The organism is Streptomyces sp. NBC_00178 (assembly GCF_036206005.1).
GTDB lineage: Bacteria > Actinomycetota > Actinomycetes > Streptomycetales > Streptomycetaceae > Streptomyces.
Genome location: NZ_CP108143.1, coordinates 45,574 through 57,588, shown reverse-complemented (window position 1 = coordinate 57,588; position 12,015 = coordinate 45,574). Strand labels below are relative to the sequence as shown.

The 12,015-nt window shown below is 66.6% G+C and carries 8 protein-coding genes and 3 pseudogenes; 4 read left to right on the top strand and 7 right to left on the bottom strand.

The features are described from left to right. Window positions 1-198: 198 nt before the first annotated feature. Window positions 199-417 (top strand): annotated as a pseudogene (locus tag OHT61_RS00260) (hypothetical protein); the annotation flags it as partial. A gap of 811 nt (window positions 418-1,228) precedes the next feature. Here the strand turns inward: OHT61_RS00260 and OHT61_RS00255 are convergent. From OHT61_RS00255 to OHT61_RS00240, 4 genes are all read right to left on the bottom strand, one after another. After that, window positions 1,229-2,458 (bottom strand): PP2C family protein-serine/threonine phosphatase, encoded by a 1,230-nt coding sequence (locus tag OHT61_RS00255; RefSeq protein ID WP_329033910.1) that lies wholly within the window; start codon window positions 2,456-2,458, stop codon window positions 1,229-1,231. Between the two features lie 884 nt (window positions 2,459-3,342). Beyond that, entirely contained in the window at window positions 3,343-4,095 is a 753-nt protein-coding gene (locus OHT61_RS00250) for a transposase family protein (RefSeq protein WP_329033879.1), read from the bottom strand. A gap of 379 nt (window positions 4,096-4,474) precedes the next feature. Beyond that, window positions 4,475-5,005 (bottom strand): hypothetical protein, encoded by a 531-nt coding sequence (locus OHT61_RS00245; RefSeq protein WP_329033908.1) that lies wholly within the window; start codon window positions 5,003-5,005, stop codon window positions 4,475-4,477. Between the two features lie 118 nt (window positions 5,006-5,123). Then, complete coding sequence (locus tag OHT61_RS00240) at window positions 5,124-5,609, bottom strand: VOC family protein (protein ID WP_329033906.1); 486 nt, start codon at window positions 5,607-5,609, stop codon at window positions 5,124-5,126. 619 nt (window positions 5,610-6,228) lie between these two features. Here OHT61_RS00240 and OHT61_RS00235 point away from each other — a divergent pair. The 3 genes and pseudogenes from OHT61_RS00235 (at window position 6,229) to OHT61_RS00225 (ending at window position 8,151) form a co-directional block, all read left to right on the top strand. Continuing rightward, a complete protein-coding gene (locus tag OHT61_RS00235; protein ID WP_329033904.1) occupies window positions 6,229-6,786 on the top strand; it encodes a YrhB domain-containing protein in 558 nt (185 codons plus the stop codon). Window positions 6,787-6,862: 76 nt separating this feature from the next. Further along, window positions 6,863-7,029, top strand: a pseudogene (locus tag OHT61_RS00230) (IS5/IS1182 family transposase); the annotation flags it as partial. 891 nt (window positions 7,030-7,920) lie between these two features. Further along, the gene (locus tag OHT61_RS00225) at window positions 7,921-8,151 is read left to right on the top strand and encodes a DUF6332 family protein (RefSeq protein WP_329033902.1); all 231 of its coding nucleotides are present in this window, start codon (window positions 7,921-7,923) and stop codon (window positions 8,149-8,151) included. A 651-nt stretch (window positions 8,152-8,802) separates the two neighbouring features. Here the strand turns inward: OHT61_RS00225 and OHT61_RS00220 are convergent. The 3 genes and pseudogenes from OHT61_RS00220 to OHT61_RS00210 all read right to left on the bottom strand — a co-directional run bounded on the left by OHT61_RS00220 (window position 8,803) and on the right by OHT61_RS00210 (window position 11,652). Beyond that, on the bottom strand, window positions 8,803-9,555 hold the full coding sequence (locus OHT61_RS00220) for a transposase family protein (protein ID WP_329033879.1): 753 nt from the start codon (window positions 9,553-9,555) through the stop codon (window positions 8,803-8,805). Window positions 9,556-9,940: 385 nt separating this feature from the next. Beyond that, window positions 9,941-10,191: pseudogene (locus OHT61_RS32445) on the bottom strand (IS5/IS1182 family transposase); the annotation flags it as partial. Window positions 10,192-10,818: 627 nt separating this feature from the next. Further along, complete coding sequence (locus OHT61_RS00210) at window positions 10,819-11,652, bottom strand: NmrA family NAD(P)-binding protein (RefSeq protein WP_329043028.1); 834 nt, start codon at window positions 11,650-11,652, stop codon at window positions 10,819-10,821. Between the last annotated feature and the right edge of the window lie 363 nt (window positions 11,653-12,015).

The following is a 12,015-nucleotide window of genomic DNA, read 5'->3' as shown; positions in this document are numbered from 1 at the left end:
CGACACCCGCACCGACCTCTTCCAGGACGGCCGCGCCACGTCTGGGAGGACTACGGCAACACCGCCACCCTGCGCGACGCCCGCGGCCATCGCCGATACCGTCTCCGGGGGGTCGCAATCACCGCCGCTGCCCCCGAGTTCCTCCACGTGGATCCTGCTCGTGCCGCAGCCCCCTCGTAGGGGTGCTCTGCCGTGAAGGGCGGTGTGATCGTCTTGTTCACCAACGGCCGCTTCGCCCAGCCTGCCGTCGACTTCGCCAGGTCCCAGCGCCTGCATCTTGGCGACCGGCACACCCTGGCCGCTTGGGCGGGAGGATCACGTCCTCCGTGGGAGCTCCTGCGGGCGGTACCGCCTTCGCGCAAGCCGACGTCTCTTTCTCGAGGGAAGATTCCGGCGCGCCCGGCAGGTGCTCCGTGAGCCGACTCGCTGAGCACACGGGCGGGCGGACTCGACTGCAGCTGACGCCGTTCTGCCGCTTCGAGAGGACGCGTCGGACATCAGGGTGACCGGGGCGATGACGAAGGACGCTATGCCGCACCATCCCTGCCACAGTGTCTTGGTGCTCATCTCGCGGTGCATGGCGATGCCGCAGGTTCGGCAGAAGAACCCTCGCACCTTGAGGAACCGCGTGACGATCAGAAAGTCCTGATGACCTCGGATCGTGGCTCCGAGCGCTGGCATCCCCCCGCAGAATGGGCAGCACTGCGAGTCCGCCCCTGCGGGCCTCGGGGGCGGTACAGGTGTGGACTGAGCTGGCGGGACTGACTACGGCTCTGTGCTCTGCGACGGTGTCGCCATGCTGTCATCCCGCCTGGAACTGTGCCCCTGCTCTCTTGCGAGAGCCGGAGCGAAGAGCAGCGAGGTGACACAGCTGGTTGCAGGCCGTGTATCGAAAGTGGATCGTGAGTGACGGGTGACTCGGAGCGTGGGGCGAGGAGATCTCACGGACGAGTAGCGGGCAGTGCTGGCGCTGTCGTTTGGACGTACCTACCGAGTCCGGGCCGCGGAGTGGGGTCCGGCCGATGGCAGCGGGACGGCGATCGGCACCGGATCTCCTCCAGCTCCAGGCCGATCCGGAGGTGCGATCACGTGGGACCTGAGCAACGACTCCACCGTATGTCGAGCAACGGCCATCTCGCCCGATGCCCGATGCCCTTGCGCGATGCCCGTCGGGCAAAGGCACGCCACAGGAATGCGGGCAGGTCCGGGACGATGCCTCGCGGCCCGGTCACAGGCGGACGACGACCAGGGCGGTGTCGTCCGTGTTGCCACCCGGGGGGATCAGTTCCGCCAGCAAGGTGTCCGCCAGGGTGTCCGCATCCTCCTGTCCGTGGCGGCCGAGGCAGTCGGCCAGCCGGTTCAGACCGGTGTCGATGTCCTCGTGGCGGCGTTCGACGAGGCCGTCGGTGTAGAGAACGAGGATCGCGCCCTCGGAGAAGGCCGCTTCGGCCTGGATTCTCGGAACGTGCTCGAAGCGGGCGCCGAGCGGCGGGTCGGTGGCCCGGTCGAGGAACTCGACTGCCCCCTCGGCGTGCAGCAGGACGGGTGGGAGGTGGCCGGCGCTGCTGTAGGTCACGGTGCGGCTGTCGCAGTCGATCACCGTCTGCACAGCGGTGGTGGACTCGGCACCCTCCACCGAGCGGGCGTAGAGGCCGAGTGCGTCGAGGGCCGCCGCGGGGCCGTCGGCCACACGGACGGCTGCGCTGAGCGCACTGCGAAGCTGGCCCATGACGCCGGCCGCGGTCAGGCCGTGGCCGACGACGTCGCCCACCGCGACCGCGAATCGGCCGCCGGGCAGTTCGGCCAGGTCGTACCAGTCGCCGCACACGTTCAGCGACCCGACTGCGGGCTGATAGCGCACAGCGCCACGGCGGCGGCCCAGCGGTCCGGGCGCAGGGAGCATCGCGGACTGCAGGCTCAGGGCGACCTCGCGTTCGCGTGCGTGGGCCCGGCGCAACCGTTCGTTGACCTCCTGGAGCTCCCGGGCGCGGGTGTACAGCTCGGCCTCCAGGGTCCTGGTCCGGTCGCCACCGAAGCGACCGCCGCGGGCTCGGAGCAGTTCGGTGACCTCCTCCACCCGGTGCAGCACCAGCACCACCCGCCCGTCCGCGTCGACGACCGGGGCGTTGACCGGGCTCCAGTACCGCTCCTCCCACCGGCCGGGCCGGTCGGGGTCCTCGACGTCGTAGCGCTGCAGCGCCATGGCGTCGCGCTCCCCGGTGGCCGCCACCCGCAGCAGTGACGCCTGGAGGTTGCGTGTGCCGGTAGCGGCGGGATCGTTGGGATTGTCCGGGAACACATCGAACATGTAGCGGCCGACGATCTGGCCACGGGCGCGCCCCGACGCGCGCAGATACGCCTCGTTGACGTCCGCGTACACCAGCTCGGTGGTCAGCAGGGCCGCCGCGGCCGGCAAGGCCTGGAAAACCGCCTCGTAGTCGATCCCGGAGTGCTTCACGACGCCCTTCGCTTCTTGTACGACAGCGGTCCGGCGATCCTGCCGCACGGGACACCCGCGGGATCCCGACGTGACAGCGGCCGAACGCCCACAGCGTGACCCAGCCCGGCAGCCCAGGAGCCCCATTGCGCCATTGGCGGCATGTCACCTGCCGCCGGTCACCCAGACGAGCTCATGGACCCGAGTGCGGCGGGCGTCCGCGAGGTCAGGAGGACCGGAGCATCGGTTCTCCCTGTGGCCTGCAACGCCGCGGCAGCAGCCCCCACGTCCGCCGTAGTGACCTGCGGTATCGCCCTCTCCACGCGGACGTTCTACGCGAGCACCACCTTCACCTGGACCCCCAAGGGCACGGTCTGCGACTCTCACATCGACGAGAACTGGGGCACGGGCGCGCCGGGTTACAGGGGCATGCTCCCAACGCCTTCGGCGTCCACTGGTCCATGACGCGCGACTTCGGCTCCGGCGGGCCCTTCGCCTTCACCGCGTCCTCCGCGACGGCACCCCCGTGTACATCGACGGCGTCCGCGAGGTCGACATGTGGACGTACGTCGCCAACACCGTCTCCAGGCCCGTCAGCCTGACCATCCCGTCTGAGCGTGCCCGGGATCGCTGACCTGCTCGAACGTGACGGCGTTACCGCGCGGGGTGCGGTCCACCCGTTCATGGCCGGGGCTTTGACGTGCTGGCGGACGCACTTCGATCGGGCTGTCTGGCTTCGGTCACCTGTAAAGACCGCGAAGCGCCGGCCGCTCTGCCGGACGAGTACGAGTCCGCTCGCCAGGGCTGGGCGTGGCGCGCCGCAGTGTTGTGTGGCTGGCTGGCAGCCGAGCGGGGGTTCGGGTCTCGGCGGCGTGATTGGCTGCAGTGAGCCTTTTCCATCTTGATCAGGTGGCGAGTTCGAGGGCGATGACGGCGCGGACGACGGTGGTGATCCGGGTGGTGCTGCAACGGAGCTTCCGCAGGAGCCGCCAGCATTTGAGGGTGGCCATGGCTCGTTCGCCGAGGCTTCGGATCTTGGCGTGATCGCGGTTGTGACGCCGGCGCCAACCGCGCAGACCTTTGCCACGGAACGGGACGCGGACAGCAGGACCTGCGCCCTGATACGCCTTGTCCGCCCAGCACTTGATGCCATCGGCGGCGAGAGCGGCGGGAATGCCGTGGGTCCGGGCCGCGGTCAGATCGTGTACTGCCCCGGGCAGCGCGTCCGAAGCCCAGATCAGACGGCCGGCTGGATCCGCGAGTACCTGCACGTTCATCCCGTGGTGCTTCTTCTTCCCCGAGTAATACGGCTGGTCGGCAGCGATGCGGTCGATCGGCAGCACGGTGCCGTCGAGGATCACGTACGCCTTCCTCCGCACGGTCCGCATCGCCTGCTCCAGCGTTGGTGCCTGAGCGGCCAGGAGGTCGACGGCCTCGCGTATGTATCGGTAGACCGTCGCTATCCCGACGCGGAAACCTGCTGCAAGGCGGGCGTAGGTGTCGCCGCAGCGAAGGTGCGCCAAGACGAGCAGGGCTTGCCGGCCGCAGGTCAGGCGACGCCATCGGGAGCCGATTCGACGGCGGTGACCTGCGAGGAGACCGGAGAGGTGCTGCAGGGTGCGGCTGGACAGATCGATGCCGGACGGGTAGACAAGCACGCGAAGGCTCCTGGCGGACTGGTGATCTTGGTCGTGAACCCGTCTACCAGGGGCTTTCTTCATGTCCGCTGCCGGGGCCGCCCGTCTAACCTCCCGTCAGGTTGGAAACAGCTCAGTGCTGCACTGGGGCGAGTTCCGGTGGAGACGGACCACAGAGACATCCGCAGCACAAGTCCGACCCTGTCCTCCAGCATGCCGCCCGGGCCGTGCTGGAGGATTTACGGCTTTACGGGGGTGCGAAAAGCGGTACTCCGCCAACGGACCGCCACGTTTGGGGCAGGCGGCCTTCTCGTGCCCTCCGATCGGTGCAGAATGCGATCCGCATGGCGGCCGGCTCCGATGTTCTTCGCAGGACGGCTCTCGAGGGTGCGGTAGACCGTCAGAGCGTGGCGCCCGCCGCTTCCAGCTTTTCGAGGACGCGGACTGTGACAAGTGCGTACAGCACATGCGGGACGATGTCCGAAACCCAGTCCGAGACTGTCCAGGTCCGCGGATCCGAAATTCCCAGAAGAGCAATCGGTGCATTCGTGACAGTGAGGGCCAAGAGAGTAGCGAAGGCGTAGCGAGATGCCGGTGTCCTGGACCAACCGCCAGCCTGCGCCAAAGCCACCGTCATCCCCATGCCAAGCCCCACGGTGTATCCGATCAGGGGGCCGAGGCCTGCAACCCGGTTTTCCTGGACCTGGCCCTCCCCGGGAATGCGAATGTGGAGCTTCATCGCAAGGGTGCGCACAGTGATCCCGGGCGTGTCACTGATGGGGCGCCCTAGAAGCGCGATTTCTGCATAGCCGGCCACGTTGAGTGCTGTCGTACCGGCGAGTCCCACAACAGCACCGTGAAGCAACGGGCGTATAGACATACTCATGAGTGCTCCTCTCGTGCGGGCATTCACTCCGGAATCGTTGGTCACCAGCGCGAGGCTGTGCTTGGAGCAGCGCACGGCCGGTTCCCAGGAGGCTCCCGAGCGCAACGTGGTCCAGATTCGTCCCCGGGAGCCGGTCACCGGGTTCCTCCTGGTTCGACAACCGTCATCGTCCGGGCTGTCGCTCACGCACCTCTTGTATCAACCACCCGTTACCGTCCGGGTCGCTGAACTTCGCGTACGAGTGGTAGCTGGCACCGCTCGGATCCGGGCCGGCTACCTGCTCCTCGACGCCGGTGTCGTAGACGCGGTGAAAGATCTTGCTGACTGCGACACCCAGGTCCATCAGTCCAGCGCGCGTCTGCTCGATGTCGTCGACGACGAGATATGTTCCCTTGACGGACCCTGCGGCCGCATCGGTGACTCCTCGACCGAACTGGATCGAGCAATCCGAACCCGGAGGTGTCAACTGCACGATCCGGAACTCCGGACCCGCTTCGAAATCTGCGTCGAGCCTCCATCCCAGACCCTGGTAGAAGCGAAGGGAACGATCGACGTCAGCCACCGGCATTACGACAGCCTCAAGCGCCATTTTCAAGTCTGGCTTCTGATGCAGACCCGTTTTCCTTTCCTGCTGCTGTAGAGTGCTCATAATATTCTCCTATGTCGCTCGCTTTAGGATCAAGCGCGTGCGGGACGTCCCCAGGTAGTTGTCCACACCTGATTCAGTGCACGTTCACGCGCTACCCGTACGCGACTGAAAGCCCTAGTGTCGTCTCGCGGAAAGCAGATTCAATGCTACGCGCGCGGGCCACGAGTTTCTCGCCCTCTGGGTGGGTGTGAAAAGCCCTTCTCACGGGGTGATTCCCAAGTTTCGCGCATGCATCCTTGTTGAGTGCCGGGGCGGGCCGGATGTGGTGGTTGCTCGTCGGCGTCGCCGGCTGCGGATGAACGCCGGCCCGCTGTGGCTTCCGGGGCACCTCGTCCGGTCTACGACTGGGGGGAATGACGCTTCACACCGTCGGCGCGCTCGCCGAAGGCGCAGCCCGGGGCGGGGCTCGAGCCTGCTGGACACTCTCCGTGGAGAATCCTCGCTGCGGGCGCGTTAGGCGGTGGACGCGACGGAGGAAGGCGGGCGCGCCCGGGAGGGGGCCGAACCGCGGGCACGCCAGGACACGCGGATGGGGCCACTCGCCGTGACGTTCTGTACCGCCTCGTAGGCCGGAACGCGGCCTCGAAACCTGGTTGCGCGGTGCTGGATGATGGGCGATGTGATCACCAGGGAGCGTGCTGTTGGGCTGGTCGCGGCCTTGTTGTTGAGGGAGCGGCAGGAATCGCCACCGTGGGCGTCGCGGCCTGAGGTCGCGATCTGCCGTGTGCTGGAGCATGACCTGGGCTGGGTCATCTCGTGGCAGTCGGTGGAGTACATCCGTGGTGACGCCCACAAGATGCTCGTCGGGCACGGGCCTTACCTGGTGGACCGGTACGACGGCAGCATCCATCACATCCCCGCGACTACGTACCTCGATCCGCACTGGCCAGAGGCCTATGGGCGGCAGGTCAAGGGCATCAGCCCGCCTGAAGGTACCGAGAGCCCTGACCTGTTGATTGATGCGCTCAGAACACTCGTGCACTCGGATGGCGTCGTGGCCGCTGTGCGTTACCTACGCCGCCAGATACCGCAGCTGGGAATCCAGGACGCGAAGGCCCACGTGATCGCGATCCGGGACGGGGCTGATTCCTTGGAGGAGCTGAGCAACTTCAGGAATGGGGACGAGAAGAGGTGGCTTCTTCCTATCAGCACGTTGGCCGGCCCGGTCTCGTCGTGAAGTCGGCGACGGACCAAGAGATGCGGCAGGTGGATTTCACCGCGGGCGTGCGCGAGGTCCATGCCGTCAATGCGGTATTCCGGAGCGGGCTGACCAGAAGGCCAACCGTGTACGGTGCGGCCGGACCGGCGGTAGGCCGCCAGCCTTGCGACCGCGAGCTCTACAAAGGCCGCAACGTCGTCGAGCGCTGCTTCAGCCCCCCTCAAGAACTCCCGCGCAATCGTGACGCGATTCGACGAACTGCCTCCCGATCCCGGGCCGCACTCCACCCGGCGGGCGCCGGCCATACAGGACCAGCGCGTCATCGTCCTCGTCCGCTGTTTCGCCGCCGAGATCGACGAGCAGCGCGACAGCCCTTTCCAACTCTCGCTGGATCAGCCGCTGAACCGCGTCGGTGGCATGCTCACGCTCGTTCTCGGTCGATCCGCCGAGCGCGAAGGTGAGGACCTGGGTGTCCGGCGCTACGTACCTGACACTGCAAACCACGTCCGTGTCAGCCGACAGCCAGAACTGCATGCAGAGCGGACCGACCGACAGGGCAACAAGCTCCAGAATGTGCCGCACAGGCAGCCTCACCTGTTCCCCCGTGAAGTCCAAGAGCATCCCGCAGCCCAACATCGGGTGCTCGACGGTCAGCCCGGACTGCGCCAAGTGGTGAGTGACCGAGCGGAACTCGGACTCGTTCATCAGGCATTGGCGGTACCAGGACAGGTAGGTCTCCAACACTGCCGGCACCCCTCGTCGTCATGGCCGCAATGACGGTGACCGGCCGCCATCAAGAAGGCATCCGGCCTTCTGAGCCCACTGGCGATCACTTAGCAGACATGACCACGGCCCTCCTCTGTCAGGCACGCGTGATCTCGACCGGGCCCTGCGTATCCCCAGGGCAGGCCCCGGTGCTTGCCAGGTGAGTGCTCAGACTCCCCCCATCTGCCCTGGCTGCCTTGCTGTGGGAGTGGCTGTCGTTGGGGCGGTCTCGGGGAACCGCGGGCGCCGCTGCGCTGACCATCCTCTCCGGCCCGTGGCGGGGCCTCGGATCGGCACGGGAGGGGGTTGGTGATTCGGAAGTCGGCACTCCAGAAGTGGGCCGAGGAGGTCAGATTACGGTCGAGTAACGGTGGGGAAGAAGCTGTCATGGGGGCTAGAACGCAGGAGCAGAAAGACGAGGCCACGGTCGAGGCGCTGTATGTCGCAATTTCCGCCGCGATCCTTGCGGCCACTGTCCTCGCTCTCGTAGCCAGCCCAGCACTGTTGCTCGACATGGTGCGCGGCGACGATCGCCGTGTCTTGATCATCTGCGGCAAGTGGGCAGCAGCGGCGACGTTCCTCGCCAGGCTGACATACGGCTATGTCAAGGGGCGCTGACGACCCCAGCGCTCCTTACGCGCCTCGCGGCTCGGGAACGTGCGCACACAGCTGCGACACCATCTGCGGTAGTGCGACTACAACCGCGATGCTACGTGCGCGGCTCAGCTGCTGGTTTTCGGGTGGGCAGGTGCTCAGACTTCTCCTCTTCTGCCTGGCAGCCTTGCTGCGGGGGTGGATGGTGCTGGCTAGGGCCTGTCCGGTGAGTCGGCAGGGGCTCCGTGCCTCCTGGGCTGGCACCTTGGACAACGGGCTAGCTCACGAGGACAGCGCCTCCATCAGCTTTCGACGCTACTTCCGGGATCCGCAGGAGTACGGGTTTCGGTGGGTTGACATCAAGCAGGTGGTCTTCTCTGCGGAGTCGGCAGACGATGGCGGGCTGCTTGCCGCACTGACTGGCAGGAGCAGTTCCGGGACGACTGTGCAGGTGGTGGAGTGCTGCTGGACGGGTCCGGCACGGTCCGTATTGGCTGCGGTCGATCACTCCCGACCTGAACGAGTCCGTGAGCCGGGAGAAGGTCGTGCAGGCCCTGCGGGAGTGGGCGGATCCGCTCTGGGACGTGCCCACCGAGCTGCAGGCAGATTTGTAGCGGGAGGTGTTCGCCCGCGTGGCCGCAGCCGGTGGCAACTACTGAGCCTTTTCCATCTTGATCAGGTGGCGAGTTCGAGGGCGATGACGGCGCGGACGACGGTGGTGATCCGGGTGGTGCTGCAACGGAGCTTCCGCAGGAGCCGCCAGCATTTGAGGGTGGCCATGGCTCGTTCGCCGAGGCTTCGGATCTTGGCGTGATCGCGGTTGTGACGCCGGCGCCAACCGCGCAGACCTTTGCCACGGAACGGGACGCGGACAGCAGGACCTGCGCCCTGATACGCCTTGTCCGCCCAGCACTTGATGCCATCGGCGGCGAGAGCGGCGGGAATGCCGTGGGTCCGGGCCGCGGTCAGATCGTGTACTGCCCCGGGCAGCGCGTCCGAAGCCCAGATCAGACGGCCGGCTGGATCCGCGAGTACCTGCACGTTCATCCCGTGGTGCTTCTTCTTCCCCGAGTAATACGGCTGGTCGGCAGCGATGCGGTCGATCGGCAGCACGGTGCCGTCGAGGATCACGTACGCCTTCCTCCGCACGGTCCGCATCGCCTGCTCCAGCGTTGGTGCCTGAGCGGCCAGGAGGTCGACGGCCTCGCGTATGTATCGGTAGACCGTCGCTATCCCGACGCGGAAACCTGCTGCAAGGCGGGCGTAGGTGTCGCCGCAGCGAAGGTGCGCCAAGACGAGCAGGGCTTGCCGGCCGCAGGTCAGGCGACGCCATCGGGAGCCGATTCGACGGCGGTGACCTGCGAGGAGACCGGAGAGGTGCTGCAGGGTGCGGCTGGACAGATCGATGCCGGACGGGTAGACAAGCACGCGAAGGCTCCTGGCGGACTGGTGATCTTGGTCGTGAACCCGTCTACCAGGGGCTTTCTTCATGTCCGCTGCCGGGGCCGCCCGTCTAACCTCCCGTCAGGTTGGAAACAGCTCACTACCTCAGCAAACTCGGTGATGAGGCCATTCACGATCGGGGACGCGTGCACGACCATTTTCACGAGTTCGTGCGCGTCGACCGCTCGGCTGGACGGATCACGCTCATCGTCGCCGCCGTCGACTGGGGCAACTACCGGGGCATCCGCTGCCATGGCTGACATCAGTGGCCGAGCCGCAACCGAATCGCCGCAGGACTGTCCGTGCCGCGGAAGACGCAGGCCCTCTTGTCGTAGCGAGTCGCCGCGGCTCTGGAGACGAACACGATCCATACGTTGATCAACTGTGGCGCGTCACCCCATCGCCCGGTAACGATCAGGACGGCCAATGGGCGGCAGCTTCCATCACTCGCCGGATGAATCCTCGTCGTGACACCACCCCGCGACCGGCCGAGCGCCCCACCAAGGCGATGCTCGGCCGAATGACGTCGGTGCCCCAACACTCGGGCACGCGGCGAGCCCCGGAGCATGCTGATGGGCGCGTTACACCGTCGACCACGCTCGCCACACTCCAGTCGATTCGTCACCGGACGTCGGTTTCCGCCTTGCATGGGCTTCGGGCTCGAACTGGGATCGGTCTTCCGCCCGCAAGGCGACCTCGCCACTCAGCGTCGGTGACGAACGGCAGGAGGCTCCTCCGGGCTGAACCGGGCCGGGAGCGCGTGGCAGGAGAGGTGGCACCGCCGAGGGATTACCCATCGACTCGGCGGTGCCGGGTGCGTGCGGCCGCACCACAATAACTTCTGTGTTCTCTCGGGTAGTTGAGGTGTCAGGAATCTTTGGGTGTGATTCGAGGGCCAGCTGTTGCAGGCGCCGTTGACCCGGAGTCTGGCACGGACAGCTCCCGGTCGAATGGCAACCGTCGTAGTCGCCGGCGAGGTCGGGCGGGAAGGCCGTCTTCGATCAACCCTGCGTCTCCAGGACGAAGTTGCCCAAGTCGGTCGGTGACCTGGGATTCCCGCGCAACGACCAGACCCTGGCGCGTCACGAGACCGGATGCCGGGCGCCATCACCTGCGAACCACAGAGGGCCAGAACGTAACGTAGACGTCCGGGAGCGCGGTTGCGAAGGCGCAGCCTGGGCCGACATGCGTGTTGCGAAGCCCGGTGACGGTGCGCCTGCTCGTCATCGACGATCTCGCTCCGCGCGTTCAAGCGTTGAGGTTGCGCAACGTCTCCTTGTTTGCCTCGATCCAGGACGAGTAGGACTCAAGGTGTGGGTTGAGGCTGTGCGTGCGCTCTATGTCCCGGGCCTCATCCTCGGCGGACCTCTCGGCCAGGTACTGCAGGCCGTTGGCGATGACCACCGCGTGCGGGAAGCCGAGACCCCGGAACTCGTCCCAGGTGTACGGCTGGTAAGTGACCTTCTCGCCGACGGCCTTCGTCAGCATCGTGGCGAGCCCCTCTCCGGTCACGTGCTCGGTGGCGATGCTCACGGTATCGCCGATCCAGTCACCGCCTGCCTGCAAGATGCGCAGCGCGGTGCGGCCGATGTCCCCGGAACCGATCACCGTGATCTCGCGATCGGCGATCGGCATGGTAAGGATCAGTTCGCCGTGCTTGTCGCGGACGGGGCCCATGCCGAGGAGGAGCGACTCGTGGAAGAACGGCAACTGCACGAAAGTGGTGGGCACTCCATGCTGGATGAAGAATCCGTCAGCACTCGACTTCGCGTCCCTGTGCGGCGATGTGTAGCCACCCATGACCCAGGGGACCGGACGGCCCGCACGCTCGAAGTAGGGACGGCTGTCGTCCGCCGTCGTCCAGACGACATGGCTGAGCCCAGCCGCCTTGGCGGCACGTGCCGCGTTGCCCGCCTGCTCGATCTCCATCTCGGCGCGAGACCTGGCCGCTTCCTGCGCGGGGGTCAGCGGCGCCCAGAAATCCGTGCTGACGAAAGCGCCATACGCCCCTTCGAAAGCCTGGATCAGGCTGCCTTCGTCCTCCAGGTCGGCCTCGACGACCTCGACCCCCTGCGCGGCCAGATCCTTGGCCCGCGGCGACCCCGCGTCCCTCGTCAGCGCGCGCTATGAACGGGCCGTCGGGATCGTTCATTATCGCGCGGACCAGACTGCCGCCCTGTCGGCCCGTGGCTCCGACGACTGCAATGATCCTCTTGTCAGTCACACCGACTCCATAGTTGCACGATCAACAAATTACGTGGGTAGCCTACCGCTCGGGTGCGAGCCCTTCCGCTGCGAGCGGGAGTGCTGGTGGCACTGGCTTGGTGTCAGAGGGGGCGGCAGGAGAAGCCGGTCGCCGTATCAAGGTCTCGCACCTTGCTGCGCGACCGGGCGTCGACCAGCTTGCTGGGGTGCCATTAACTGATCGTTTCAGAATGAGTTCAG

Coding starts and splice junctions, on each gene's coding strand:
- OHT61_RS00240 (WP_329033906.1), bottom strand. CDS start 5,609: ATGAGCACTCTACAGCAGCAGGAAAGGAAAACGGGTCTGCATCAGAAG.
- OHT61_RS00225 (WP_329033902.1), top strand. CDS start 7,921: ATGGGGGCTAGAACGCAGGAGCAGAAAGACGAGGCCACGGTCGAGGCG.